The sequence below is a fragment of the Methylococcus geothermalis genome, assembly GCF_012769535.1.
Classification (GTDB): Bacteria; Pseudomonadota; Gammaproteobacteria; order Methylococcales; family Methylococcaceae; genus Methylococcus; species Methylococcus geothermalis.
On record NZ_CP046565.1, the window covers coordinates 1503246 to 1530022 of the forward strand.

Genomic DNA, 26777 nt, shown 5'->3' on the forward strand with positions numbered 1-26777 from the left:
CGGCATTGAGCGAAGATCAGAAGGGTACCCGCCAAGGCATTCTGGCGCTGACCATCAAGGATAGGAACGCGCTGTATGCCGCCTACATGCCGACCATCAAGAACGGCGGCCTGTTCATTCCGACGACTCGCAACTACCGTTTGGGTGATGAGGTCTTCATGCTGTTGCAGCTGATGGACGAACCGGAGCGGATCCCGATTTCGGGCCGGGTCGTGTGGATCACGCCGAAGGGTGCCGCCGGCTTCCGATCGGCCGGCATCGGTGTACGATTCAACGAAGAGGACGCCGGTGTCACCAAGGCGCTGATTGAAAGCTACCTGTCCGGCCATCTGGAATCGGATCAGCCTACCCATACCATGTAATCCTTAGGGGCGAAACCCGCCCTCGTCGCTCCCAATCCCATGTTCATCGACTCACATGCTCACCTCGACCGCCTCGACCTGAAACCGTTCGGCGGCGACTTTTCCCGCTTCATGGAGGAGGCCGGCGCCCAAGGCGTGGAGCGCATGTTATGCGTCTCGATCAACCTGGAAGACTACCCCGCCATGCGCCGGCTCATCGAGCCCTATCCCCATGTCTCCGTCTCGGTCGGCGTGCATCCCAACGAAACCGATACCGAGGAGCCGGATCTGTGGCGCCTGGCCGAACTGGCGGATGACGACCGCGTCGTCGCCATCGGCGAAACCGGCCTGGATTATTTCCGCAGCGAGGGAGATCTCACCTGGCAGCACGAGCGCTTCCGCAATCATATCCGCGCCGCGAAGCACACCGGTAAACCGCTGATCATCCACACCCGCGATTCGCGCGCGGACACGCTGCGCATCCTCGAAGAAGAGGACGCGGGCGAGGTGGGCGGTGTGTTCCATTGCTTCACCGAAGACTGGGAGACGGCACGCCGGGCGCTGGATCTGAATTTTTCGATCTCGTTCTCCGGCATCGTCACCTTCCGGACCGCCGAAACCCTTCAGGACGTCGCCCGCAGAGTGCCGGACGACCGTTTCCTGATCGAGACCGATTCGCCCTATCTGGCGCCGGTGCCGCTACGGGGCAAGCCGAACTATCCGTACCATGTCCGCCATGTGGCCGGCATGATCGCCGAACTCAGGGGCGTCTCGCTGGCCGAGGTGGCCGACCGGAGCATGCGGAACTATGACGAGCTGTTCGGCAACGGCTGAGTCAGCGGAACATTTCTTGCCTAGCCCAGAAGGTTTTATCCTGACGACCGGATGTCCTTATGACGATCTATTCTCGCTCCCGGCGCTTCGGTGCGCTGCCTTACCGCTGGGCGGCGGTCGCCCTTTGCCTGGCCGTCTCGGCCGGCTGTGCGCAGCGGGCGGCCGTCAAGCCGCCGCCGTCGGCCGCGCATCCGGTTCCCACGCCGGCGCCGACGCCCGGCCCCAAGCCGAAACCGGCGGCTCCGGTGACCAAGCCGGGCTCCGGCGCTTCCGGAGGCGCCAAGAAACTGCCGGCTCCGACGCCCGCCGTGGCCGCGCTGCTGTCGGATGCCGACAAGGCGCAGGCCGCCGGACAACTCGACAATGCCGCCGCCACGTTGGAGCGGGCCATCCGCATGCAGCCGCGCAACCCGGATCTGTGGTACCGGCTGGCGGCGATCCGGATGGAGCAGAACCAGCCGTGCCTCGCGCTCGACCTGGCCCGGAAGTCCAAAGTACTGGCCAAGGGCCATTCCGACCTCATCGAGAAAGCTCAGGCACTCATCGATCAAGCCGGGCAGCTCGGGGGCGCTTCGGGAAACTAGCGTGAGCGGTGTAGCCGAAGCCTTTGCGGAAGACGGGCCGCTGGCGCGCGCGCTGGCGGGATTCCGGCCGCGGGAGGCGCAATCCGGCATGGCGCGGGCGGTGGAGCAGGCCATCCGCGACGGCCGCTGCCTGATTGCCGAGGCCGGCACCGGCACCGGCAAGACCTTCGCTTACTTGGTGCCCGCCCTGCTGAGCGGCAAACGGGTATTGGTCTCCACCGGCACCCGCAACCTGCAGGATCAGCTGTTCCAGAAGGATGTGCCCCTGCTGCGGCAGGCGCTGGCGGCACCGGTCCGGACTGCCTTGCTGAAAGGGCGGTCGAACTATCTTTGTCCCTATCGGCTGGAAAACGTGGTCGATTTCGGCTTTCGCGCCGGCTTCAGCGAGCACGAGGCCGATCAGCTCGAACGCATCCGTCGCTGGGCGAAGACAACCCGTGGCGGCGACATCGCCGAGGTGGACGATGTGCCGGAAGGCTCGCTCCTGTGGCGTTCGGTCACCTCCACCGCCGAGAACTGCCTGGGCCAGGATTGCGGGGCCTACGACGACTGCCATGTGGTGAAGGCCAGAAAGGCGGCGCAAGAGGCGCAGATCACCATCATCAACCACCACCTGCTGTGGGCCGATTGGGCGGTCAAGACCGACGGTTTCGGGGAACTGTTGCCAGAGGCCGACGTCATCATCGTCGACGAGGCCCACCAATTCGCCGACACCGCGACGCAGTTCTTAGGGGTCAGCTTGAGCACGCGACAGCTCGGCGAACTGGCGGACGACACCCTGATCGAACGGGCCAAGGATGCGCCGGACATGGGCGGGCTGGCAGACGCCGCGACCCTGCTCAAGAACGAATTGGCGGCGATGCGCGCGGCGCTGGGCGAGGCGTCGCGACGCGATGCCTGGCACAGCGTGGCCGGTCATGAGGCCGTGAACACCGGGCTCAGGCGCATGGAACAAAGCCTGCTGGCCTTGGCCGCCCAGCTGAAGCTGGCGTCGGTACGGGGCAAGGGGCTGGAATCCTGCTGGAAGCGCTGCGACGAGTTCATCCAGCGGCTGGAGGCTTTCCTGGCCGAGGATACCGAGGAATCGGTGCGCTGGTTCGAGACCCATCGCCGCGGCTTTTCCTTGAGCCGGACACCGCTGGACATCGCCGGCGAATTCGCCCGCTTCCGCAAGGCAAGACAGGCGACCTGGATATTCACTTCGGCGACCTTGAGCGTGTCGGGGCGCTTCGAGCATTTCTCGCGCCAGCTCGGCATCTGCGATGCGGACTGCCGGCGCTGGGAAAGCCCTTTCGATTACCGCCGCCAGAGCCTCCTGTACCTGCCGGCCGGCTTGCCCGAGCCGGGCGCCCCCGACTATACCCGGGCGGTGCTGCGGGCGGCGTATCCGGTGCTGAAGGCGAGCGGCGGCCGCGCCTTCCTGCTGTTCACCAGCCACCAGGCTTTGACCGAGGCGGCGTCCATCCTGGAAGGCAAGACCGAGTTTCCGCTGTTCGTCCAGGGCACCCAGCCCAAGGCCCGGTTGCTGGAAGCCTTCCGCGCCTCGGGCAACGGCCTGCTGCTCGGCACTGCCAGCTTCTGGGAAGGGGTGGACGTTCGCGGCGAGGCGCTGTCCTGCGTGGTGATCGACAAGCTGCCGTTCGCATCGCCCGGCGATCCCGTCGTCAGCGCCCGGCTGGAAGCCATCCGCAGGCGCGGTCACAGCCCCTTTGCGGTGTTCCAACTGCCGGCCGCCGTGATCACCCTCAAGCAGGGCGCGGGCCGGCTGATCCGGGATGTGGACGACCGCGGCGTTCTGGTGCTGGCCGATCCGCGGCTCACGTCCAAGAGTTACGGCCGGGTGTTTTTGGACAGCCTGCCGCCGATGCGCATGACCCGCGAGTCGAAGGCGGTGCGAGCCTTTTTCGCCGATCCTCAGCCGGCGGTCTCCCCCTGAGATTTCCCGTCTCCGTCTGAGTGGCGAATTGGCCTACAATAGGCAGTTTTCCTTCCGCCAGCCCTATCTTGTTCCATGTCCGATCTTGAATTCGAAATCGAGCGGCGGCGAACCTTCGCCATCATCTCCCATCCCGACGCCGGCAAGACCACGCTGACCGAAAAGCTGCTGCTGTTCGGCGGCGCGATCCAGCTCGCGGGCTCGGTCAAGGGCCGCAAGGCGGCGCGGCACGCGACTTCGGACTGGATGGAGATGGAGAAGCAGCGCGGCATCTCGGTCACGACCTCGGTGATGCAGTTCGAGCACCGCGACCGCATCTTCAACCTGCTCGACACGCCGGGCCACGAGGACTTCTCCGAGGACACCTACCGCACCCTGACCGCGGTGGACTCCGCCCTCATGGTGATCGACAGCGCCAAGGGCGTGGAGGAGCGCACCATCAAGCTGATGGAGGTGTGCCGGCTGCGCGACACGCCCATCCTTACCTTCATCAACAAGCTGGACCGCGAGGGCCGGGAGCCGGTGGAGCTGCTCGATGAGGTCGAGCGCATCCTCAACATCCAGTGCGCGCCCATCACCTGGCCGATCGGCATGGGCAAGCGCTTCAAGGGCGTTTACCACTTGTACGAGGATGCGATCCATTGGTTCAGCGCCTCGCACGGCGACCGCATCGTCAAGGGCGAGGTCATCGAGGGCTTGAACAGCCCGAAGCTGGACGAACGCTTGGGCGACATGGCGGACGAGTTGCGCATGGAGATCGAACTGGTGCGCGGGGCGAGCCACGAGTTCGATCTGGAGGCCTATCGCGCCGGGCGCCAGACGCCGGTGTTCTTCGGTTCGGCGATCAACAATTTCGGCATCCTCGAACTGCTGGATGCCTTCGCCGAGTACGCGCCGCCGCCGCATTCGCGCCAGGCCCGCGAGCGCGCCGTCATGCCGGAAGAGGACAAATTTTCCGGTTTCGTGTTCAAGATCCAGGCGAACATGGACCCGGCCCACCGCGACCGCATCGCCTTCCTGCGGGTCTGCTCGGGTCGCTACACCAAGGGCATGCGGCTGTTCCACGTACGCTCGGGCAAGGCCATGCAAGTGGCCAACGCCATCACCTTCCAGGCCGACAGCCGCGAGAACGTGGAGGAGGCCTATCCCGGCGACATCATCGGCCTGCACAACCACGGCACCATCCAGGTCGGCGACACGTTCACCCAGGGCGAGAACCTGAAATTCGAGGGGATTCCCTACTTCGCGCCGGAGCTGTTCCGCCGCGTGGTGCTGAAGGACCCGTTGCGCTCCAAGGCCTTGCAGCGCGGCCTGCAGCAGCTGAGCGAGGAAGGCGCGACCCAGTTGTTCAAGCCTCTGCGCAACAACGACCTGATCCTCGGCGCGGTGGGCGTGCTGCAGTTCGACGTGACGGCGTTCCGGCTGAAGTCCGAATACAACGTGGACTGCGTCTACGATGCGGTGCCGGTGACCACGGCGCGCTGGGTGTCGTGCAGCGATCCCAAGAAGCTCGAAGAGTTCAAGCGCAAGGTCCACGACAACCTGGCGGAGGACGGCAGCGGCTATCTGGTCTATCTCGCCACCAGCCGGGTGAACTTGTCGCTCACCGAGGAGCGCTGGCCGGACATCCGCTTCAGCGCGACCCGCGAGCTGTAATCACTCGATGAAGGCTTCCTGCGATTCGGTTTTTCCGAGATTGTCGGTCCAGCTCACCCGGATGCGTTCCCCCGGCCGGCCGCCGCGGAATTGCAGGGAGAAATAAGGGTCCTTGGACACGGCGGTGCTGAGCCGGCAGCGCACCACGGGTTTGCCTTCGTGCTCGAGGGTCAGTTCCTCGATGTAATGGGCCGGAACGACTGCGCCGGAGGCCTCGTCGCGGCGCCGGCCGGTTTCCATCGGATGGGTGATCAGCAGGCGGAGGGTGGTGACGCCGTCGACGGTCTTGGTACGAATCTTCATGCAGCGGCGAAAGAACGGGTCTTGGCTGAAGACTCAGGGTAGCGATAAGCTGCGACACCGACAAGCCTGGCTCTGCGACATGAACGAAACCGCTTCCCGCCGCCGTTTTCTCCTCATCGCCCTGCGTCGTGCCGCTGCGCTGGGGCTTTTCAGGGCCGCCGCTGCCTACGGAAAAGACACGGACCCGACGTCTTACGATGGCGTCCTGCGCGCCCTGACGGGTGGCCGAACGCCGGAAGCCAGCGGTGAACTGGTGCTGGACGTCCCGGACAGTGCGGAAAACGGCGCCATCGTGCCGGTGACGCTGGCGAGCCGAATCGACCGGACGGCCGCGCTGCATTTGCTGGTGGTGCACAATCCCCGGCCGCTTGCGGCATCATTCAGTTTCCTGGACGGCGCGGTGCCTTCGGTCTCGTTTCGCATCAAGATGAACGAGAGCAGCGAGGTGGTCGCGCTGGCCGAGGCCGGAGGCAGGCTCTACTGGACCCGCAAACAGGTCAGGGTGGCGGTCGGCGGCTGCGGCTGATCGGGTTCAGGCCGATTCGGCGAAACGGGTCAGCAGCTCGACGAAATCGGCCATGCCGCGCGCAAGATGCCGTTCGATCTCGGCCATGGTGATTTCGCCTTCGCCCTTGCCGGCGGCCCAGTTGGCCACGATCGCGCAGGCCGCGTAGGGCAGATCCAGCTCGCGCGCGAGCGCTGCTTCCGGCATGCCGGTCATGCCGACCAGATCGCAGCCGTCGCGCTCCATCCGCGCGATCTCCGCCGCCGTTTCCAGCCGCGGTCCCTGGGTACAGCCGTAAACTCCTCCGTCAACGATGGAAAGGCCCGCGGCGCGGGCCGAGGTGATCAGCTTCCGGCGCAGGTCTTCGCTGTAGGGCACGGTGAAATCGATGTGGGTGACGTGGTCCAGCTCGTCCTCGAAGAAGGTGCCGGCCCTGCCCCAGGTGTAGTCGATGAGCTGGTGCGGGACGGCCAGCCGGCCCGGTCCCATGCGTTCCCCGATGCCGCCGACCGCGGCCGCGGCGATGACGGCATCGGCGCCGGCCTGCTTCAGCGCCCAGACGTTCGCGCGATAGTTGATCCGATGCGGAGGAAGGGTGTGCGGATCGCCGTGACGGGCCAGGAACACGAAGTCGCGCCCTGCCAGCCGGCCGAAAGTCAGGGCCGAGGACGGTGCGCCATAGGGTGTGGCCAAGGTCTCACGGCGGATGATGTCGAGTCGTTCCAGCCGGGTCAGGCCGGTGCCGCCGATGATCGCGGTGAGGCTCATGTCAGGCTCCTTGGGATTCGGTGCCGGTGCAGGCATAGATGCCGGCGGCATTGCGCAGATAACCTTTGTAGTCCAGGCCGTATCCAAATAGGTAGCGGTTTTCCGTAACGAGGCCGACGAAATCCGCCCGGCAGGGCTTCTCCCGCCCCAGATTCTTGTCGACCAGGACGGCGATCAGGACGCGCGCGGCGCCCAGCTCGAAGCAATGCTTTCGCACCTCGGCCAGGGTGATGCCTTCGTCCAGGATGTCGTCGACCAGCAGCACGGTGCGGTCCTTCAGGTGAAGTCCGGGTTCCAGCCGCCAGTGGGTCTCGCCGCCCCTGGTCCGGCCGCGGTAGCGGCTGGCGCCGATGGCGTCGAGCTCCAGCGGGAACCGCAGATGGGTGAGGAGCTTCCCGGCGAACACGATCCCGCCGGTGAGGATGGTCATGACGATCGGATTGCTGTCCGCGATGGCCTCGCCGATCTCCGCGGCCAGGCGGGCGATGGCACGTTCGACTTCGGCTTCGGAATGCAGCAGTTCGGCGGTTGCCTCGACCCGCCGTATCTCTTCGAGTCTGTTCATGCGGTATGGCCGACAAAGATTTGGAGACGGTCGACCGCGTCGCGCCATTCGGCGCTTGCCAGCAGCTCGCCGCGGTCGATCGGAAAGCGGCCGCGCATGGCCGCCAGCCGGCGCGCGCTGCCGGCGGAAGCGGGGCGGTTTTCCAGGGCTTGCAGGATCGCCGCGGTCGCCTCGGGGGTGTTGCAAACCACCAGCATGTCGCAGCCCGCCTTAAGCGCCGCCAGGGCGCGGGTGGCGTAGTCGCCTGCAAAAGCAGCGCCCGCCATGGAAAGATCGTCCGAGAAGATCGCGCCGTCGAAATTCATCCGTTCGCGCAGGATGGTCTGCAGCCAGAAATGCGAAAAGCACGGAGGTTGGGCGTCGATCCGGGCATACAGCACATGGGCGGGCATGATGCCTTCCAGGTCCTCGCGTATCAGCGCCGAGAAGGGCAGCAGGTCGCGGGCGAGCAGGTCCTCGAGTTCGCGCCGGTCTTCCGGCAGGGTCAGATGCGAATCGTCGGCCACGCCCCCGTGGCCGGGGAAATGCTTGCCCACCGCGGCCATGCCGGCTCGGCGCATCCCGGCGACGAAGGCTCGGGCGGCGGCGGTGACTTCATCCGGGGTGCGGGCGAAGGCGCGGTCGCCGATGACGGCACTGATACCGCTGTCGACGTCGAGCACCGGCGCGAAGCTGAAATCCACGCCCACCGCCCGGAGCTCCGCCGCCATGAGCCAGCCGGTGGTTTCGGCAGTCGCCAAGGCGTCGGGGCGGCCCGATGCCAGAAAAGTGGCCGCTGCGGGTAGCCGGGTGAAGCCTTCGCGGAAACGCTGGACCCGGCCGCCCTCGTGATCGGTGGCGATCAGGATATCCGGCCGCAGGGCGCGGACGCTCGCGACCAGCGCGGTCAATTGTTCCGGCGATTGGTAGTTGCGGCTGAACAGAATCAGGCCGCCGGCCGCTGGATGACGCAGAAATTCGCGCTCTTCGTCCGATACGGTGGTCCCGGCAAGGTCGAACATCAGGCAGCGCGGTGGCGGGACTGGATTCATACGGCTCTCATTCGGATCGGGGCGGGCATTGTAAACCATAGGCAAGGGCGGACGGCGGGCCAGTTGTGGTTGAATTGTAAAAAGGGTGCACCAGGCGGGTGATGGGTCTACCTGAAGGCTTCGGTCTCCGGCGCAGCGCGAAAATTTTGCGGGAAGGCTTGAATTGCAAACGGTTTGTCTCAAGATTGTGCAGATGGCGATGCCGGTGCAATTCTGTTAATTTGTTTCAAGTCTTGGATGGGAAGGTAATCCAATCCAAAAACAACAAGGAGAAAGAGGATGTCGAAGGGCCAAAATTTGCAAGATCCATTCCTGAACACACTCCGGAAGGAACACGTTCCGGTTTCGATCTATCTCGTCAATGGGATCAAGCTGCAAGGAAAGGTGGATTCGTTCGACCAGTACGTGATCATGCTGAAGAATACCGTCAGCCAGATGGTGTACAAGCACGCGATCTCGACAATCGTACCCGGCCGTCCCGTGCGCGTGCCGCATGCGGGCGACGGCGGCGAAGAAGAGGCCGAATGAGGATGCAAACCGCTCCAGGGACTGGGCCGTCGGCGTGAGGGAGTCGGTTGTTCGATAGGCCCGGTGCCGGATCACGCGCGGTATTGGTGCACATGCCGTTGGCCGGGCCGGATCAGGAGGATCTGGACGAACTTCGGCTCCTGGCGCTGTCCGCCGGAGCCGAGCCGGTGGCCACTGTCAGCGGACGCCTGCGCGCGATCGACCCACGCTATTACATCGGCCAGGGCAAGTTGGAGGAACTGGCCGAGACCGTCAAAGCGTATGAGGCCGAGCTGGTGTTGTTCAATCATGCGCTCACGCCGAGCCAGGAGCGAAATCTAGAGAAAGCCCTGGATGTCCGGGTGGTCGACCGCAACGGCCTCATCCTGGATATTTTCGCCCAGCGCGCGCGTTCCTTCGAAGGGCGGCTCCAGGTCGAACTGGCTCAGTTGAAGCACCTTGCCACGCGGTTGGTGCGGGGCTGGACCCATCTCGAACGCCAGAAGGGCGGGATCGGCCTACGCGGTCCGGGCGAAACTCAGCTCGAGACCGATAAGCGTCTTCTTGCCAACCGGATCCGTCAGATCCAGAAGCGGCTCCAGCAGGTGGAGGTGCAGCGCAACCAGGGTCGGCAGGCCCGTCGCCGGGCGCAGGTGCCGGTCGTCGGTCTGGTCGGTTATACGAACGCGGGCAAGTCGACCTTGTTCAACGCCTTGACCCAGGCGGACGTCTATTCGGCAGACCAATTGTTCGCGACCCTGGATCCGACCTTGCGGCGCCTGACCAGAGGCGGGTTGAACATGGTGCTGGCGGATACCGTCGGCTTCATCCGGCACCTCCCGCACGAACTGGTCGCGGCGTTTCGGTCGACTCTGCAGGAATCGGCCGAAGCGGATCTTCTGCTGCATGTCATCGATGCCAACGACCAGCGCATGGACGAAACCATCGCAGAGGTCCGGCAGGTGCTGGCGGAGATCGGCGCCGACCGGATTCCGTGTATCGAGGTCTACAACAAGATCGACCGCCTCGACGGCGTGGCTCCGCACATCGAGCGCGACCAGTCGGGCCGTCCGGTCCGGATTTGGATTTCGGCCCGGAGCGGCAGCGGCCTGGAGTTGCTGAAGGAGCTTCTCGAAGAGATCCTGGGGGGCGGCGTCGAGCGCCGCACTCTGGCCTTGTCGGCGGAGCAGGGCGAACTCAGGGCCCGGCTTTATCGCGAGGCGCGGGTGTTGTCCGAAGCTCCCGACGGCGAAGGCGGCTGGCGGATGTGCGTGGAATTTCCGGCCACGGCCCGCGGTTTGCGCTGCGCTATCGGGGACGACCCGGCGCATGGGGAGGGCGGGGATTGGACGGCGAAGCGGGCAGGCGCGAGCCACTGACGATTCCCGTCGGGATTTTTGTATGTTCGACGAATTTCCGGGATAATCCGGGCAATGCTGCAACTCGAAAGTAATGGCTATAGATCGTCACAGGAGTGTTCACATGGCTTGGAATGAACCGGGCGGTGGCAAAAAAGACCCGTGGAGCGGGCGCGACCAGCAGGATACCCCGCCGGATCTGGACGAGGTCTTGCGTCATCTGCAGGAGCGCATCAACAAGCTGTTCGGGCGCAAGCCGGGCAGCGGTGATGGCGGGAACGCCGGCAGACTGACCGGCATGATCGGCGCGGCCGCCGTGGCGGTATGGGGTCTGACCGGCATTTACATCGTCGATGAGGGCAGCCGCGGCGTGGTGACGCGTTTCGGCAAGTACGTCGAAACCACACAGCCCGGTCCGCACTGGCACTGGCCGGCTCCGATCGAAGCGGTGACGGTGGTCAACGTCGAGCAGCAGCGTTTCGTCGAGGTCGGCTACCGCTCGGGCGGGCGTCAGCAGGCGGTCGGCTCGCTCGGCTCGGTGCCGCGCGAAGCCCTGATGCTGACGAAAGACGAAAACATCGTCGACGTCCGTCTGGCCGTGCAATACCAGATCAAGGACGCGAAGGACTATCTGTTCAACGTGCTGGATCCCGAGGGCACTTTGAAGCAGGTCACCGAAAGCGCTGAACGTTCGGTGATCGGCAACAGCACCATGGATTTCGTCCTGACCGAGGGGCGCAGCGGTATTGCCGCCGACATCAAGGTCGAGATCCAGGAAATGCTCGATCAATATCGTGCCGGTATTCGGGTGATCACGGTCAATCTGGTCGATGCCCAGCCGCCGGAAGACGTACAGGCTTCTTTCGAGGATGCCATCAAAGCTCGCGAGGACGAGCAGCGGCTGAAGAACGAAGCCGAGGCCTACGCGAACGAGGTCGTTCCCAGGGCGCGCGGCGCCGCTTCGCGGTTGACCCAGGAATCCGAAGGCTACAAGGAAAAGGTCATCGCCAAGGCTCGGGGCGAGGCCGGTCGTTTCGAGCGGCTTCTTGCGGAATACGAAAAGGCGCCGGACGTGATGCGCGAGCGCCTTTACATCGAGTCGATGCAGGAAGTGATGGAGCGCGCCAACACCCTGATGCTGGACGTGAAGAACGGGAACAACGTGATCTACCTGCCTCTGGACAAGATCAGGTCGGCTCGGGGCGCAGCCGATGCCGCTGCGTCCGAGTCCGAAGCCGGCAGCGTGCCCATGCCGGCGCAGATCGACAGCCAGGAGGGTGGAGCCAAGGCCGGCGGCGGGCGTGCGTCGAGCCGCGGCAGAGACGGGAGGGGACAATAATGGCACAGGCTAAGGCAATCATCGCGGTGGCCGGCGCGGCGGCGGTGCTGGCATCGCTGTCGATGTTCACCGTCTCCGAAACCCAGAAGGTGATCAGGTTCCGGCTGGGCGAAATCGTGCAGGCGGACTATACGCCGGGGATTTATTTCCAGGTGCCGTTCATCAACAACGTGAAGAAATTCGACGGCCGGATCCTGACCCTGGAGTCCAAGCCCGAGCGTTTCCTGACCTCCGAGAAAAAGAACGTCATCGTCGATTCCTTCGTGAAATGGCGGGTGAAGGACGTCGCCAAGTATTACACGACGGTGGCGGGCGACGTGGTTCAGGCAAACATCCGCCTGGATCAGATCATCAAGGACGCCATGCGTAGCGAGTTCAGCAAGCGTACCATCCGCGAGCTGGTGTCTTCCGAGCGCTCGCAGATCCGGGACGTCCTGAGCAGCGCCGCGAGTCCGGTGGCGGAGCAGCTCGGCATCCAGATCGTGGATGTCCGGGTGATGCGCATCGATCTGCCCAGTGAGGTCAGCTCCTCGGTGTACCGGCGCATGGAGGCCGAGCGGGCACGTGTCGCGCGCGATTTCCGTTCGCGTGGCGCCGAAGTGGCGGAGCGTATCCGTGCGGACGCCGACCGCCAGCGCGAAGTGATCCTGGCCGATGCCTACCGCGACGCCGAACTCAAGCGCGGCGAGGGCGAGGCGACGGCGGCGGATATCTATGCCCAGGCTTACGGCAAGAACAAGGAATTCTTCAGCCTTTATCGCAGCCTGTCGGCTTACCGCAGCGCGATTCGCGAGGATGACACCCTGGTGCTCGAGCCGGATTCCGAGTTCTTCAGGTATTTCAAGAAATCCACCGGCAAGTGACACGACCGTGTGCCCGTCGCCCTAGGCGGGCACACCGGCTCATTCCTCCGCTATAATTCGACATCGACGTCTTTCGCCCAACGGTGGTCCGGGGCGCTGGCTACTTGCGGCTCGACCCGATTGAATCCTTATGTTCCCTTTTTCCTATCCAGCCGATGACCGCTGGCTGCTGCCGGAAGGCATCGAAGAACTTCTGCCCGAGGAAGCCGAGCGGCTGGAGCTGTTGCGGCGACGGGTGCTCGACCGCTTCGCCGCCTGGGGCTACCGGCTGGTGATGCCGCCCTTGATCGAATTCATCGATTCCCTGTTGACCGGTGCCGGCCATGACTTGGACATCCAGACCTTCAAGCTGATCGACCAGGCCAGTGGACGCCTCCTCGGCATCCGCGCCGACATGACGCCACAGGTCGCCCGCATCGATGCCCGCACCCATGCCGGCGATATGCCGGGGCGGTTTTGTTATTTGGGCTCCGTGCTCCACACCCAGGCCGATCGCCTGGAGAAGTCTCGCAGCCCCATCCAGTTCGGCGCGGAGCTTTACGGCCACGGCGGCGTGGCGAGCGACCTCGAGGTCATCCGTCTGATGCTCGAAGTTCTGGCAACGGCAGGCGTCGAGCGGGTCCACCTGGATCTGGGGCATGTGGGCATATTCCGCGGTCTGGCCCGTCAGGCCGGGCTGACTGAGACGCAGGAAGGCGAACTGTTCTCCCTGTTGCAGCAGAAAGCCCGCCCCGAACTCACGGCGGCCATTGCCGGCATGGGGATGGCGCCGTCACTGGCGTGCATGTTCACGGAACTGGTCGATCTCAACGGCCGGCACGGCGTCCTAGAGCGGGCCCGACGATGCCTGGCCGAAGCCGACGCGGCGGTGCATCTCGCCCTGGAAGAGCTGGCATCGCTGGCAGAGCGGCTCGGCTGTCATAGTCCCGAGCTTCCCATCAATTTCGACTTGGCCGAATTGCGGGGCTACCGCTATCAGACCGGCGTGGTTTTTGCCGCGTTCGTGCCCGGCTACGGGCGGGAGATCGCGCGCGGTGGACGGTATGACGACATCGGCAAGGTGTTCGGACGGGCGCGTCCGGCGACCGGATTCAGTGCCGATCTCAAGGTCATTCTCAGATTGTCTGCGCTCGGCGAGTCATTTTCCGGCAATGGAAATGCCATATTCGCCCCGGCCGCCGGTGAGCCCGGGCTGGCCGCGGCCATTCGCGAACTGCGCGATGCGGGACAGACGGTCGTGGAAGCGTTGCCCGGACAGCCAGGCGATGCCGCGACGCACGGCTTCCGCAACGAACTGCGGTGCGACGGTGGTCGCTGGCGCGTTCATCCTATTTCGTCGAACGACGCATGACGCCAGTTTCCGGCCCTGCCGTTCCAGAGTTGGCACAGCCTAAACGATACAGCAACGGAATATTCATTCAATGGCAAAAAACATAGTCGTCATCGGAACCCAGTGGGGGGACGAGGGTAAGGGCAAGCTGGTCGACCTCCTGACCGAACACGCCAATGCCGTCGTCCGTTTCCAGGGGGGGCACAATGCGGGCCACACGCTGGTCATCGACGGTCGCAAGACCGTGCTCCATCTCATCCCCTCGGGCATTCTCCGGGACAGTGTCACCTGCCTCATCGGAAACGGCGTCGTTCTCTCGCCGGAAGCGCTGATGCATGAGATCGGGGTGCTGGAGAGCGTCGGGTTGTCGATCCGTGACCGGCTGATCATCAGCGAGGCCTGCGCCTTGATCCTGCCGGTGCATGTCGCCCTGGACAACGCCCGGGAGGCGGCGCGTGGCGGCAAGGCCATCGGCACGACCGGGCGCGGCATCGGGCCCGCCTACGAAGACAAGGTGGCGCGCCGGGGGCTGCGGGCCGGCGATCTCCGCGATCCGGCGGGCTTGCCCGAACGTCTGCGCGAACTGCTCGACTATCACAATTTCATGCTGACCCGGTATTACGGGGCGCAGGGCGTGGATTTCCAGCAGACCCTGGACAATCTGCTGGACTTGGGCGGCAAGATATGCCCCATGCTGGGCGACGTGGCCGGCATCCTGCACCGCTACCAGGCGGCGGGCGAAAACGTGCTGTTCGAGGGGGCGCAAGGGGCGATGCTGGATATCGATCATGGCACCTATCCCTACGTCACTTCGTCCAACACCACGGCGGGCGGCGCCTCCTGCGGCACCGGCGTCGGCCTGCTGAATTTCGACTATGTCCTGGGGATCACCAAGGCCTATGCCACCCGCGTGGGCAATGGTCCGTTTCCGACGGAGTTGCTCGACGCCACCGGCGAGATCCTGAGCCACAGAGGCGCCGAATTCGGTGCGACGACCGGCCGCCGTCGCCGCTGCGGCTGGTTCGACGCCGTGCTCATGCGCCGTTCGGCCAGGCTGAACGGATTGAGCGGCATCTGCTTGACCAAGCTGGACGTGCTCGACGGTCTGTCGAAGATCGGTATCTGTACCGGCTACCATTACGACGGCCAGGAGATCGATACCGTGCCGATCGGTGCGGACAACTATGCCCGTTGCGAACCGATCATCGAAGAAATGCCCGGCTGGCAGGAGTCCACGGCCGGTATCCGTGCCCTGGACGATCTGCCACCCAATGCGCGTGCTTACATCAAGCGGCTGGAAGAGGCCGTTGGTGTCAATGTCGACATCATCTCAACCGGCCCCGACCGGCAGGACACAATCGTCATGCAGAATCCCTTCGCCGCAGGATAAGAGGTCAGGGCCACGGGTTTCCTCCGGCGAGGAAGCCCGCGTGCGGATACAGTGCGACGCGCCGTTGCCCGGGCGGGCGACGCCTAGGGCCGCAGATTCATGCAGGTTGGGGCGGTCCGCTCGAATCGAGCGTAAGGGGAGCGTTTGGTGCCGAGGAGAGGACTTGAACCTCCACGAGTCGCCTCACATGTACCTGAAACATGCGTGTCTACCAATTTCACCACCTCGGCAAGATGATGAGGCTCGAAAGCCTTGCGAGAGCTGGTATGATAGCCAGCTCAATTATTACTGTCAACAGCACTCGAGAGAACACATTGAGCATTAAGGATCAGGATAGCGATTTGAATACGTCTTCGGCCGATACCGTCAACAGGGAGCGGGAGTTTCGCCTCAAGGACCCGTATGCGGAAAGGGAGGCAAAGAAGTATGAACGCCCGATCCCCAGCAGGGAGCTGATTCTCAAGGTGCTTCAGGACATCGGTGCTCCTGCGAATCTCGACGAGGTCGCCGCTGCGCTCGGCGTGGACGACGCGGACGACCGCGAATCGCTGCGGCGCCGGCTCAATGCCATGGAGCGGGATGGACAGGTGCTGCGCAACCGCCGCGACCGCTTCTGCGTGGTCAATGCCAAGGACCTGATCGCTGGCCGGGTCATTGGTCATCCCGACGGCTTCGGCTTTCTCCATCCCGACGATGGCAGTGCCGACCTGTTCATCTCGCCGAAGGACATGCGCGCCCTGATCCACAACGACCGCGCGGTGGTCAGCGTGCGCGGCATCGATCGCCGGGGGCGGCGCGAGGCGGCCGTGGTCCAGATTCTGGAACGCAATACCCGCAGCACCGTCGGCCGTTTGTACATCGAGAACGACATCTCGTATGTCGTTCCGGACAACAAACGCATTCCCATCGATATCCTGGTACCGGAGAGTGCCCTGGCGGGAGCCGTGCATGGCCAGATCGTCGTGGTCGAGATCATCGAACAGCCGACCGCCCGGCGCGAACCCATCGGGCGGATCGTGGAGATTCTCGGCGACCACATGGCTCCCGGCATGGAAATCGAAGTTGCCATACGCAATTACGACCTGCCGAACCGGTGGTCGGACGAGGTCGAAGCAGCGGTCGCCGGGCTGACGACGGTGGTGCCGGAAGAGGCCAAGGCCGGCCGGATCGATCTCCGCGACCTGCCGCTGGTGACCATCGACGGCGAGGATGCGCGAGATTTCGACGACGCCGTCTATTGCCGCCGCACGCCCAAGGGCTGGAAGCTGTATGTCGCGATCGCCGACGTCTCGCACTACGTCAGACCGGGTACGGCCCTGGACCACGAAGCCCACATCCGCGGCACGTCGGTGTATTTCCCCGAGCGGGTGATTCCGATGCTGCCCGAGGTGCTGTCCAACGGGCTGTGCTCCCTCAATCCGGAGGAAGACCGCTTGTGCATGGTCTGCGAGATGATCCTGGATGAGGACGGAAATATCGGCCGCACGAAGTTCTATGAAGCCGTGATGCGGTCCCATGCGCGCCTGACTTATACCCAGGTCGCGCGCATGCTGGTCGACGGCGACAAGGATCTCAGGCGTCGTTACAAGGCCTTGGTACCGCATCTGGAAAACCTTTATTCGGTCTACCGGAGTCTGCGGCGGGCGAGGGACGAGCGCGGAGCCATCGATTTCGAGACCCAGGAATCCAGGATCGTGTTCGGCGCCGGACGCAAGATCGAGACCATCGTGCCGGTCGTCCGGAACGACGCCCATCGGCTCATCGAGGAGTGCATGATCGCCGCCAACATGGCGACGGCCCGCTTCCTGGCAAAGACCAAGGTGCCGCACCTGCTGCGTATCCACGAAGGGCCGACGGCGGAACGCCTCACCGATCTGCGTACCTTCCTGGGTGAGGTCGGCCTCAGCCTGGGCGGCGGCGACGAGCCGGAGCCCCGACATTACGCAGAACTCATCGAGGCCATCCACGGCCGGCCCGACGAACATCTGGTACAGACCGTGCTGCTGCGGTCGCTGGCCCAAGCTGTCTACAGCCCGGACAAGAAAGGGCATTTCGGTCTCGCTTCGGATGCCTATACCCATTTCACATCGCCGATCCGGCGCTATCCGGACCTGCTGGTCCACCGCGCCATCAAGCATGCCCTGAGCGCAGCCAAGCCCAGCGAATTCGCCTATTCGCACAACGATCTGGTGCTTGCGGGCGAACACTGCTCGACTTGCGAGCGCCGCGCCGACGAGGCCACCCGCGACGTCGTGAGCTGGCTCAAGTGCGAATTCATGCTGGACAAGCTGGGCGAAGAATTCGACGCCGTCATCTCGGCCGTCACTTCGTTCGGCTTCTTCGCGGAACTGCGGGACATCTTCGTCGAGGGGCTGGTGCACATCTCCAACCTCGACAAGGATTTCTTCCACTACGATCCCATCGGCCACCGCCTGACGGGCGAGCGCAGCGGCGTGCGCTACCGGCTGGGCGATACCGTGCGGGTGAAGGTCGCACGGGTCGATCTCGACGAACGCAAGATCGATCTCGAATTGGTCAAGAAGACCGCAGAGACGCCGGAGGCTGGGCCGAAGCGCAAGAAGCGCAGCCGGAGGCGGAGCAAGAAATGACGGAAAGCCGGCGCGTCTGGGGCATCCATGCCGCCGAGGCGGCGCTGGAGCACTCGCCGGACAAGGTGCTCAAGGCCTGGCTGGACGACCACCGCATGCACAGCCGCCTCAAGGCCCTCGCTTCGCGCCTGGACGAACTGGGGGTGGAGATCGTACGCGCGGACCGGAAACGGCTCGACCGTCTGGCCGATCCGCGCAAGCACCAGGGCGTCCTGTTGGAGCTGGATCTGCCGAGCGAGCGGGGCGAGGCTGAATTGCTGGACGCGCTGGATGCCGTCGATGGCCATCCGCTCTATCTGGTGCTCGATCATGTGCAGGACCCGCACAATCTCGGGGCTTGCCTGCGGACTTGCGATGCTGCGGGCGTCAAAGGACTGGTGGTGACCAAGGACCAGTCGGTCGGGTTGACGCCGACCGTGGCCAAGGTGTCCTCCGGCGCCGCCGAGACGGTTCCGGTGTACCGGGTCACGAATCTTGCCCGCACCCTGGATCGATTCAAGGAGCGCGGCTACTGGGTGGCCGGGGCGGCAGGCGAAGCGGAAAAGACGCTGTACGAGCTGGATCTGAACCTGCCGCTGGTGATCGTGATGGGCGCCGAGGGGGTGGGGTTAAGGCGCCTGACCCGGGAACGCTGCGACTTTTTGTTGCGGATACCGATGTTGGGTGGGGTGGAGAGTCTCAATCTGTCGGTGGCGACCGGCATAGTCCTGTACGAAGCCCTCCGCCAGCGGGGGCGGGCGGCGCCCTGAATCGGCCGACGGCGTCCATGGCCAATCCCGCTCTCAGCCCGTAAAATCCGCACTTCGTGCCGATTGCGGCAGCCGATGAACCGCTCCAGGGCTTTCATTCCCGTGTCAGACCATTCATTTTCCGCAGTTTCCAACGTCCAGGCCCTCAAATGGTCGGACCGCGGCCTGGACGTGCTGGATCAGCGCCTGTTGCCGGGCGAGCTGGTTTACCAAACTTTCGACACCGCGGCGGGTGTGGCGGAAGCGATCGCCAGCATGCGGGTCCGCGGCGCGCCGGCGATCGGCATTGCCGCGGCATACGGCGTCGTGCTCGGCGCCAGGGGCTGCTTCGCCCGTGATCCTTCAGGCTGGAAACGGGCCATCGAGGACGACATCCGGCGGCTTGCCGAGTCTCGCCCCACCGCCGTGAACCTGTTCTGGGCGCTGGATCGGATGCGGGAGGCGATTGCTGGTATCGAAGGCGATCCCGTACCGCCGCTTCTGGCGGTTGCCCGCAAGATTCACGAAGACGATTTCGCCGCCAACCTGGCGATGGGCGAACTCGGCGCCGATATCCTGGGCGGATGCAAAGGAGTGCTGACGCATTGCAACACCGGTGCGCTGGCGACGGGGGGATACGGCACTGCGCTGGGCGTGATCCGCAGCGCCTGGCGGCGGGGCACCCTTGAACGGGTCTATGCCACCGAAACCCGGCCCTGGTCGCAGGGGGCCCGGCTCACGGTCTGGGAGCTGAACGAGGACCGGATTCCGGCGACCCTGCTGGCCGATTCCGCCGCAGCCTGGCTGATGAAATCCGGCGCCGTGCCGTGGGTCGTGGTCGGCGCCGACCGCATCGCCGCCAACGGCGACGTGGCGAACAAGATCGGCACCTATTCGCTGGCGGTGCTGGCCAGGCATCACGGGGTCAAGCTGATGGTGGCGGCGCCGACGTCGACGGTGGACTGGGCGACGGCCACTGGCCGGGACATCGTGGTGGAGGAGCGGGATCCGCGCGAATTGCTGCATCCGGCTTTGCTCGGGAGCGACAGCGTGATCGGGGCCTGGAATCCCGTGTTCGACGTGACGCCGGCCGAGTTGATCGACGTCATCGTCACGGAGGCCGGGACCGTGGCGAATCCCTCGCCCGATGCCATGGCGGCTCTGCGCGGGAAGCCGCGATGAATCTTTCGCTGGCCGCGATTGCCTTGGGCGGAGCCGCCGGAGCGCTGGCGCGCTTCTGGGTCTCCAATGGCCTGTACGGCTGGCTGGGAAGGGATTTTCCGCATGGGACGCTGTTCATCAATGTCAGCGGTTCGTTTCTCATGGGATTCCTGACGGTATTGATGATCCAGCGTTTTGCCCTGGCGGCGGAATACCGTGCCGGCGTGCTGGTCGGCTTTCTCGGTGCTTACACGACGTTTTCGACGTTCTCGGTGGAAACGCTGGTTCTGTTCGAGGAGGGAAGTCTGCTCAAGGCTGCGCTCAACGTGCTGTTGAGCGTCATTCTGTGCCTTGCGGCCGTCTGGGTGGGCACGGTGCTGGCACGCCGCCTGGCCATCGGCGAGATCGCAACGATGGCGGGCGGACCGGGTCCGCGGGTGTTCGGGGCGGCCTGCGCGGTGGCATTTCTAGCGGGCTTCGCTGCGGCTCACGCATTTGCGCGGGCCGGATTCGGCCCTCAGATCGAGTCACTGGTCCTGGTGGCCTTGACCGGCCTCATCGTCGTGGGAACCCTGGCGGCACTGGTGTTGACGGGTTCCGAGTTGCGCGGCCCGGTCGAGCTGTGGGGCGCCTTTACCCTGTCGGCGTTCGCCGCGGTGGTATTTCTGAGTCTGGGGCTGGCATTGGCAAGGGGGGCAGGATGAAGCGGACAGTGATTTTCGCCCGGATCTATCTCCGGGAAGGTGAGCACATCATGCGCGACCTGGTGAAGCATTTGCTCGCCACGCATGAAGTCGCGGGCCTCACGGTATTCCAGGGCATGGCGGGAGTCGGTTCGGATGGCAGGCTGCATACCGCCAGTCTGGTGGACTTGTCGCTGGATCTGCCATTGGTCGTCGAGTTTTTCGACGCACCGGAGCGGGTCGAGTCGGCCCTCGCCGACATCATCGAACGATACGATTTACATCATGTGGTGACCTGGCCGGCCACGGCACGGGCAACCGCGCATCGCAACGAAGGAGCATAGGCAACACGATGTTGGATCCACGCTTAGTCCGCAGTCAGCTGGAGCAGACCGCGCAGCAGCTCGCGCGCCGCGGGTTTATTCTGGACGTCGAAGCGTTTCGCGCGCTCGAAGAGCGCCGCAAATCGGTACAGGTGGAAACGCAGAACCTGCAGAACGAGCGCAATACCCGCTCCAAATCCATCGGCCAGGCCAAGGCCCGCGGCGAGGACATCGAACCCCTGCTGGCGGCGGTACAGGGCCTGGGCGATCAGCTGCAGGAGAAGGAAGCGGAACTGGCATCGATCCAGTCCCTCATGGAGGACCTGCTGTTGGGCGTGCCGAATATCCTGGATGCCGACGTGCCCGAGGGCCGCAGCGAGGACGACAATGTTGAGCTACTGCGCTGGGGCGAACCGCCGCGATTCGGCTTCGAGCCCAAGGATCACGTCGATTTGGGCGTGGGGCTGGGCTATGCGGACTTCGAGGCCGCGGTCAAGCTGACCGGTTCGCGCTTCGTGGTCCTGACGGGGCCGCTGGCCCGGCTGCAGCGCGCCCTCGCGCAGTTCATGCTCGACATCCACACCGGCCAGCACGGCTATGTCGAAACCTATGTGCCGTTCATGGTCAATGCCGACAGCTTGCGCGGCACCGGGCAATTGCCGAAATTCGAGGAAGACCTGTTCAAGATCGAACACGATCCGGCGTTCTATCTCATCCCCACCGCCGAAGTCCCGGTGACCAACCTGGTCCGCGACGAGATCATCGAGGCCGAGCGCCTGCCGTTGAAGTTCGTCTGCCATACCCCCTGTTTCCGCGCCGAAGCCGGCTCCTACGGCCGCGACGTGCGGGGGCTGATCCGCCAGCATCAGTTCGAGAAGATCGAGCTGGTCCAGATCACCCGCCCGGCGGATTCGGCGGCGGCCCATGAGGCGCTGACCGGGCATGCCGAGACCATCCTGCAGAAACTCGGCTTGCCGTACCGCCGGATCGTGCTGTGCGCCGGCGACACCGGCTTCTCCTCGGCCAAGACCTACGACCTGGAAGTCTGGCTGCCGGGCCAGCAGGCCTACCGGGAAATTTCCTCGTGCAGCAATTTCCGCGACTTCCAGGCCCGCCGGCTGCAAGCGCGCTGGCGCAATCCCGAAACCGGCAAGCCGGAGCTGGTGCATACGCTCAACGGCTCGGGGTTGGCGGTGGGACGGACCCTGGTCGCGGTCATGGAAAACTATCAGGACGAGCAGGGGCGGATCCGGGTGCCCGAGGTCCTGGCACCTTACATGGGCGGCGTCACCGTCATCGAATAAGCGAGCGAGGCCATGAGCGAATGGTGGAACACACTGGCCGGGGCCACGGCTTCGGTGCTGGGCGAGGGGGCGTGTCTGCTGCCTGGGGACACTGCTGAAGCGGCGTCGTTCGACGCGCGCGTGGCGGCTCGTACCGCCCATAGGGAGGCGAAGCGCCAGCGCAACATCGAACGCATTCTTGAGCTCGCCGCTGCGGAGCTGCCGCAGTATGCGTCGCAGGATCCGGTCCGCGCCGACTGGCTGGACGTTTTTTTCCGGCTGGCTCAGGACGTGGGCGAGGCCGAAGCGCAGGCGTTCTGGGCGCGCGTGCTGGCGAAGGAGGCGGCGGCGCCGGGCTTCTATTCGCATCGCGCGCTGGTGTGCTTGAGCCAGATGGAGGCCTGGGAGCTGAGCGGCTTTTCCGAGTATTGCGCCTTCGTTTTCGCTTTCGAATCCGGCTGGCGCTTCCTGTTCGACGAGGCCCTCACCCGGCAGGAAATGTGGAGCTATGTGCGCGGCAACGATCTGACCCAGCATTTCATCGGGATCGGGTTGCTTTCGCCGGAAACCGGCGTTTTGAGCGGGAGTTCTCGCGGGTTGCGCGTGATTTATTTCGATCGCGTGTATGAATTGGCCAAGCCGGCGGGCGAAGATCCGGGCAGCGTGAGCTATCGTAAATTTTCCGTGATCGGCCATCAGCTCGCCGCCGCCGTACGGGTCAAGCCGTTCAACGGTTATGCCCGCCAACTGATCAAGCGGATCGGGGACGAGCGGGGCGTCGCACTGGAGCAGGTCGAGCCGCAGCCTCAGTGATGCGCTTGATCGGTCAAGGCTTTCTGTCTTGGCGGGGTGGGCTCGAGTTGACGGACACCGCCCCAGTCCCGACAATACACGCCTTTTTTGCGTACTGCACCGACGATACGACGCGCGTAGCGGCCCCATGACTTTCCAGCCTTCGGACACCCCCGCGCTCGTTTCCATCCGCGGCCTGAGTTTTTCCCGCAACGGTCGCAAGATCTTCGACAAGATCGACCTCGACATCCCCCGCGGCAAGATCACCGCCATCATGGGCCCCAGCGGCACCGGGAAGACCACGCTGCTCAAACTCATCGGCGGGCAGCTTCGCCCGGATAGCGGTACCGTTCGGGTGGACGGGATCAACGTGCACCGGTTGGGGTTGGATGAGCTGTATGCCCTGCGCAAGCGCATGGGCATGCTGTTCCAGAGCGGGGCGCTGCTCACCGACCTTTCGGTTTACGAGAACGTCGCCTTCCCCTTGCGCGAGCATACCCGCTTACCGGAATCGATGATCCGTACCCTGGTGCTGATGAAGCTCGAAGCCGTGGGTTTGCGAGGCGCCCGCGACCTGATGCCGGCGCAGCTTTCGGGCGGGATGGCGAGGCGCGTCGCGCTGGCGCGGGCCATCGTGCTGGATCCGATGATGATCATGTACGACGAGCCGTTCACCGGCCAGGATCCCATTTCCATGGGGGTGCTGGTGCAGTTGATCCACGACCTCAACCACGGCTTAGGGTTGACCAGCATCGTGGTGTCGCACGACGTGCACGAGACTGCTTCCATCGCGGATTATGTGTACCTCATCTCCGACGGCAAAGTGGTCGGGCACGGTACGCCGGGGGAGGTCGCGCAGTCGGATTCGCCCTGGATCAGGCAGTTCATGGGCGGCCTTCCGGACGGGCCGGTCCATTTCCATTACCCTTCCAGGGATTATGCGAGCGATCTGCTGGGGTTCGTGGCAAGCTGATGAATATCGTGTCGAAGTCGTTCCAGCTCCTCGGCCAGTCGGCTCTGGTCAGTGTCCGCAAGCTGGGCCGGGCTCATCTGTTCATCCTGCATGTGCTCACCGGCTTGCCGGGCATCCTCGCGCGCCTGCGCCTGCTCATCGCCCAGATGTATTCGGTCGGCGTGTTGAGCATCCTGTTGATCATGATCTCGGGCCTGTTCGTCGGCATGGTGCTCGGTCTGCAGGGTTACTATGTCCTGTCGGATTTCGGTGCGGAGGAAAGCCTGGGCGTGATGGTCGCCGCATCGCTGGTGCGCGAACTGGGGCCCGTGGTGACGGCCCTGCTGTTCGCCGGCCGGGCCGGTTCCGCCTTGACGGCGGAAATCGGCCTCATGAAGGCGACCGAGCAGCTTTCGGGAATGGAAATGATGGCGGTCGATCCGGTCAAGCGGATCATCGCGCCGCGCTATTTCGCCGGTGTGGTTTCGATGCCGCTGCTGGCGGCGCTGTTCAGCATCATCGGCGTGCTCGGCGGCTATTTCGTCGGCGTCGGCCTTCTTGGCGTGGACGAAGGCGCGTTCCGCTCCCAGATGCAGGCCAAGATCGATTTCGACGAGGATATCGTCAACGGCGTCATCAAGAGCTTGGTTTTCGGCGCGGTCGTCACCTGGATCGCGGTATTCGAGGGCTATGATGCCGTGCCGACCTCGGAAGGCGTCAGCCGTGCGACGACGCGGTCGGTGGTCTATTCGGCGTTCGCGGTGCTGGGTTGTGACTTCGTGCTCACAGCCCTGATGTTTGGAAAGGATTGAGGCGTGCATTCGAAAACGATCGAAATCTGGGTGGGGATATTCGTCGCCCTGGGGCTGGCATCGCTGTTCCTGCTCGCCATGAAAGTGAGCAATCTCAGCGAGTTCGAGACCGGCGCGGAAGGCTACAGGATCATCGCGCGGTTCGAGAACGTCGGCAGCCTCCGGCCTCGCGCGGCCGTATCGATGGGCGGGGTCAGGATCGGACGGGTGACGGCGATCTCATTCGACAAGACGTCGTACGAAGCGGTGGTGGAAATGCGCATCGACCGGCAGTACGACACCCTGCCGAGCGATACCAGCGCAAGCATCCTGACCGCCGGCTTGCTGGGGGAGCAGTATGTCGGCCTTACGCCGGGCGGCAGCGACGATTATCTGGGCGAAGGCGGGCAGATCGAGTTGACTCAGTCCGCTCTCGTCCTGGAAGAAGTGATCAGCCGTTTCCTGTTCAACAAGGCGGAAGGCGAAGGCAAGTCCGAGGACAAATCGGACAAAGGGAAATAGCCATGCATCCGCCCGCCGGCCCGAAGCGTGTTTTCGCTTTGCACGAGGAAGCCCCAGGGCGGTATTCGGTGAGCGGCGAGCTCACTTTCGCCACGGCGCCAGCGGCGCTTAAGCGGACCCTCAGGCTGTTTCGTGCGCAAACGAGCGTGGTGTTCGATCTGCGCAAGGTGACGCGCGCCGACAGCGCCGGCATCGCCCTGCTGATCGAATGGGTGAGGCTGGCCCGAAAGAGCGGCGCGTCCCTGCGCTTGGAAAATATGCCGGACCAGGTCGAGAATCTGGTTCGCGTGTCCGGAACCGGCGCCTTGCTGGCGTCTTGTTCCGGAACCGCATCTCAACCTACGGATACAGAACGACATGGATAAACTTCTCATCGGAGGCGGACGGCCGCTTTCCGGCGAACTGCGAATCTCCGGCGCCAAGAACGCGGCCCTGCCGGTTCTCGCCGCGACCTTGCTGTCGGACGGCCCGGTGACGGTGGGCAACGTCCCCCATCTTCACGACATCACGACCACCATGGAGCTGCTCGGCCGCATGGGTTTGAATCTCATGGTCGACGAAAAGCTGAACATCGAGGTCGATCCGAGCACGATCCGGAATTTTTTCGCACCGTATGAGCTGGTTCGTACCATGCGCGCTTCGATCCTGGTGCTGGGGCCGTTGCTGGCGCGTTTCGGCCGGGCCGAAGTCTCGCTGCCGGGCGGCTGCGCCATCGGCACCCGGCCGGTCAATCTCCACCTGGAAGGGCTGGCCGCCATGGGGGCCGACATCAGCGTCCGCAACGGTTACATCTACGCCGAGGCGAAAAGGCTGAAAGGCTGCCGGCTGGTGCTGGACCAAGTGACCGTGACCGGCACCGAGAACCTGATGATGGCCGCGGCGCTCGCCGAAGGCGTGACCATCATCGAGAACGCGGCGAGGGAGCCGGAGGTGGTCGATCTCGCCAATTTCATCAATGCCATGGGCGGCAAAGTGAGCGGGGCGGGGACGGACGTCCTGCAGATCGAGGGCGTCGACTCGCTGAGCGGCGAGGGACTGAGCTACCGGATCCTGCCGGACCGCATCGAAACGGGGACTTACCTGGTCGCCACGGCGATGACGGGCGGCCGTGTGAAACTCAAGGGAACCCGTCCCGATCTGCTGGATGCGGTGCTGGCCAAGCTGGAGGAAGCCGGCGCCGAAATCGCCCTGGGCGAAGACTGGATCGAGCTGGACATGAAGGGCCGGAGGCCGCGGGCGGTATCGCTCCATACGGCGCCCTATCCGGCGTTTCCCACCGACATGCAGGCCCAGTTCACCGCGATGAACTGCGTTGCCGAGGGTGTAGGCGTCATCACCGAAACGGTGTTCGAAAACCGCTTCATGCATGTCCAGGAAATGCAGCGCATGGGCGCCGATATCAAGCTGGAGTCCAACACCGCCATCGTCAAGGGCGTATCCCGGCTGACCGGGGCGCCGGTCATGGCGACCGACCTGCGCGCTTCGGCCAGCCTGGTGCTGGCGGGCTTGGTGGCCGAAGGGCAGACCAAGGTCGACCGCATCTACCACATCGACCGCGGCTACGAATGCATCGAGGAAAAGCTGGCCCAGCTCGGCGCCGAAATCCGCCGGGTGCCGAACTAG

General features: G+C 64.4%; 28 protein-coding genes and 1 tRNA gene. 24 read left to right on the plus strand and 5 right to left on the minus strand.

The window, feature by feature from the left end:
- Positions 1-5 precede the first annotated feature (5 nt).
- The 5 genes from GNH96_RS07210 to GNH96_RS07230 all read left to right on the plus strand — a co-directional run bounded on the left by GNH96_RS07210 (position 6) and on the right by GNH96_RS07230 (position 5351).
- The gene (locus GNH96_RS07210; protein WP_169603057.1) at positions 6-362 is read left to right on the plus strand and encodes a PilZ domain-containing protein; all 357 of its coding nucleotides are present in this window, start codon (positions 6-8) and stop codon (positions 360-362) included.
- Between the two features lie 39 nt (positions 363-401).
- The gene (locus tag GNH96_RS07215) at positions 402-1175 is read left to right on the plus strand and encodes a TatD family hydrolase (RefSeq protein ID WP_169603058.1); all 774 of its coding nucleotides are present in this window, start codon (positions 402-404) and stop codon (positions 1173-1175) included.
- A 59-nt stretch (positions 1176-1234) separates the two neighbouring features.
- Positions 1235-1759 (plus strand): tetratricopeptide repeat protein, encoded by a 525-nt coding sequence (locus GNH96_RS07220; protein ID WP_169603059.1) that lies wholly within the window; start codon positions 1235-1237, stop codon positions 1757-1759.
- A gap of 1 nt (position 1760) precedes the next feature.
- Positions 1761-3695 (plus strand): ATP-dependent DNA helicase, encoded by a 1935-nt coding sequence (locus GNH96_RS07225; RefSeq protein ID WP_169603060.1) that lies wholly within the window; start codon positions 1761-1763, stop codon positions 3693-3695.
- Between the two features lie 75 nt (positions 3696-3770).
- A complete protein-coding gene (locus GNH96_RS07230) occupies positions 3771-5351 on the plus strand; it encodes a peptide chain release factor 3 (protein ID WP_169603061.1) in 1581 nt (526 codons plus the stop codon).
- On the opposite strand, the gene soxZ is transcribed toward GNH96_RS07230, so the two are convergent.
- Positions 5352-5654: a thiosulfate oxidation carrier complex protein SoxZ gene (gene soxZ, locus GNH96_RS07235; protein WP_169603062.1), complete on the minus strand. Its 303-nt coding sequence runs from the start codon at positions 5652-5654 to the stop codon at positions 5352-5354.
- Between the two features lie 79 nt (positions 5655-5733).
- Between soxZ and GNH96_RS07240 the strand changes: the two genes are divergently transcribed.
- Entirely contained in the window at positions 5734-6180 is a 447-nt protein-coding gene (locus tag GNH96_RS07240; RefSeq protein WP_169603063.1) for a thiosulfate oxidation carrier protein SoxY, read from the plus strand.
- Between the two features lie 6 nt (positions 6181-6186).
- Here the strand turns inward: GNH96_RS07240 and GNH96_RS07245 are convergent, their stop codons facing one another.
- Genes GNH96_RS07245 through nagZ form a run of 3 tightly spaced genes read right to left on the minus strand, consistent with a single transcriptional unit; the run spans position 6187 to position 8523 of the window.
- Positions 6187-6927: an S-methyl-5'-thioinosine phosphorylase gene (locus GNH96_RS07245; RefSeq protein WP_169603064.1), complete on the minus strand. Its 741-nt coding sequence runs from the start codon at positions 6925-6927 to the stop codon at positions 6187-6189.
- Position 6928: 1 nt separating this feature from the next.
- The gene (locus GNH96_RS07250; protein ID WP_169603065.1) at positions 6929-7492 is read right to left on the minus strand and encodes a hypoxanthine-guanine phosphoribosyltransferase; all 564 of its coding nucleotides are present in this window, start codon (positions 7490-7492) and stop codon (positions 6929-6931) included.
- The gene (gene nagZ / locus GNH96_RS07255; protein WP_228720064.1) at positions 7489-8523 is read right to left on the minus strand and encodes a beta-N-acetylhexosaminidase; all 1035 of its coding nucleotides are present in this window, start codon (positions 8521-8523) and stop codon (positions 7489-7491) included. Before nagZ ends, GNH96_RS07250 begins: the two co-directional genes overlap by 4 nt.
- A 279-nt stretch (positions 8524-8802) precedes the next feature.
- Between nagZ and hfq the strand changes: the two genes are divergently transcribed.
- The 6 genes from hfq (at position 8803) to GNH96_RS07285 (ending at position 15310) form a co-directional block, all read left to right on the plus strand.
- The gene (gene hfq, locus GNH96_RS07260; RefSeq protein ID WP_169603066.1) at positions 8803-9051 is read left to right on the plus strand and encodes an RNA chaperone Hfq; all 249 of its coding nucleotides are present in this window, start codon (positions 8803-8805) and stop codon (positions 9049-9051) included.
- A gap of 47 nt (positions 9052-9098) precedes the next feature.
- On the plus strand, positions 9099-10409 hold the full coding sequence (hflX, locus tag GNH96_RS07265; RefSeq protein WP_169603067.1) for a ribosome rescue GTPase HflX: 1311 nt from the start codon (positions 9099-9101) through the stop codon (positions 10407-10409).
- Positions 10410-10512: 103 nt separating this feature from the next.
- A complete protein-coding gene (gene hflK / locus GNH96_RS07270) occupies positions 10513-11727 on the plus strand; it encodes an FtsH protease activity modulator HflK (RefSeq protein ID WP_169603068.1) in 1215 nt (404 codons plus the stop codon).
- Positions 11727-12590, plus strand: a complete 864-nt coding sequence (gene hflC / locus GNH96_RS07275; protein WP_169603069.1) for a protease modulator HflC — start codon at positions 11727-11729, stop codon at positions 12588-12590. The genes hflK and hflC overlap by 1 nt, the downstream gene beginning before the upstream one ends.
- Positions 12591-12720: 130 nt before the next feature.
- Positions 12721-13941, plus strand: coding sequence for an ATP phosphoribosyltransferase regulatory subunit (locus GNH96_RS07280; RefSeq protein WP_169603070.1), 1221 nt, complete (start codon positions 12721-12723; stop codon positions 13939-13941).
- Between the two features lie 70 nt (positions 13942-14011).
- Positions 14012-15310: an adenylosuccinate synthase gene (locus tag GNH96_RS07285; protein WP_169603071.1), complete on the plus strand. Its 1299-nt coding sequence runs from the start codon at positions 14012-14014 to the stop codon at positions 15308-15310.
- A 145-nt stretch (positions 15311-15455) separates the two neighbouring features.
- Here the strand turns inward: GNH96_RS07285 and GNH96_RS07290 are convergent.
- A tRNA-Leu gene (locus GNH96_RS07290) sits at positions 15456-15540 on the minus strand.
- A 111-nt stretch (positions 15541-15651) separates the two neighbouring features.
- Between GNH96_RS07290 and rnr the strand changes: the two genes are divergently transcribed.
- The 12 genes from rnr (at position 15652) to murA (ending at position 26777) form a co-directional block, all read left to right on the plus strand.
- The gene (gene rnr / locus GNH96_RS07295; RefSeq protein WP_228720065.1) at positions 15652-17919 is read left to right on the plus strand and encodes a ribonuclease R; all 2268 of its coding nucleotides are present in this window, start codon (positions 15652-15654) and stop codon (positions 17917-17919) included.
- Complete coding sequence (rlmB, locus tag GNH96_RS07300; RefSeq protein WP_169603073.1) at positions 17916-18668, plus strand: 23S rRNA (guanosine(2251)-2'-O)-methyltransferase RlmB; 753 nt, start codon at positions 17916-17918, stop codon at positions 18666-18668. The genes rnr and rlmB overlap by 4 nt, the downstream gene beginning before the upstream one ends.
- 102 nt (positions 18669-18770) lie before the next feature.
- Positions 18771-19829 carry an S-methyl-5-thioribose-1-phosphate isomerase gene (gene mtnA, locus GNH96_RS07305; RefSeq protein ID WP_169603074.1) on the plus strand — a complete coding sequence of 353 codons (1059 nt, stop codon included), beginning with the start codon at positions 18771-18773 and terminating at the stop codon, positions 19827-19829.
- On the plus strand, positions 19826-20512 hold the full coding sequence (gene crcB, locus GNH96_RS07310; protein ID WP_169603075.1) for a fluoride efflux transporter CrcB: 687 nt from the start codon (positions 19826-19828) through the stop codon (positions 20510-20512). The genes mtnA and crcB overlap by 4 nt, the downstream gene beginning before the upstream one ends.
- Entirely contained in the window at positions 20509-20835 is a 327-nt protein-coding gene (locus tag GNH96_RS07315; protein ID WP_169603076.1) for a DUF190 domain-containing protein, read from the plus strand. The genes crcB and GNH96_RS07315 overlap by 4 nt, the downstream gene beginning before the upstream one ends.
- Positions 20836-20843: 8 nt before the next feature.
- Positions 20844-22118 (plus strand): serine--tRNA ligase, encoded by a 1275-nt coding sequence (gene serS / locus GNH96_RS07320; RefSeq protein WP_169603077.1) that lies wholly within the window; start codon positions 20844-20846, stop codon positions 22116-22118.
- Positions 22119-22130: 12 nt separating this feature from the next.
- Complete coding sequence (locus tag GNH96_RS07325; RefSeq protein WP_169603078.1) at positions 22131-22910, plus strand: DUF2806 domain-containing protein; 780 nt, start codon at positions 22131-22133, stop codon at positions 22908-22910.
- Between the two features lie 127 nt (positions 22911-23037).
- On the plus strand, positions 23038-23862 hold the full coding sequence (locus tag GNH96_RS07330) for an ABC transporter ATP-binding protein (RefSeq protein WP_169603079.1): 825 nt from the start codon (positions 23038-23040) through the stop codon (positions 23860-23862).
- Complete coding sequence (gene mlaE, locus GNH96_RS07335) at positions 23862-24653, plus strand: lipid asymmetry maintenance ABC transporter permease subunit MlaE (protein ID WP_169603080.1); 792 nt, start codon at positions 23862-23864, stop codon at positions 24651-24653. The genes GNH96_RS07330 and mlaE overlap by 1 nt, the downstream gene beginning before the upstream one ends.
- Before the next feature lie 3 nt (positions 24654-24656).
- On the plus strand, positions 24657-25154 hold the full coding sequence (mlaD, locus tag GNH96_RS07340; protein ID WP_169603081.1) for an outer membrane lipid asymmetry maintenance protein MlaD: 498 nt from the start codon (positions 24657-24659) through the stop codon (positions 25152-25154).
- A gap of 2 nt (positions 25155-25156) precedes the next feature.
- Positions 25157-25519 carry an STAS domain-containing protein gene (locus GNH96_RS07345; RefSeq protein WP_169603082.1) on the plus strand — a complete coding sequence of 121 codons (363 nt, stop codon included), beginning with the start codon at positions 25157-25159 and terminating at the stop codon, positions 25517-25519.
- Positions 25512-26777: a UDP-N-acetylglucosamine 1-carboxyvinyltransferase gene (gene murA / locus GNH96_RS07350; RefSeq protein WP_169603083.1), complete on the plus strand. Its 1266-nt coding sequence runs from the start codon at positions 25512-25514 to the stop codon at positions 26775-26777. The genes GNH96_RS07345 and murA overlap by 8 nt, the downstream gene beginning before the upstream one ends.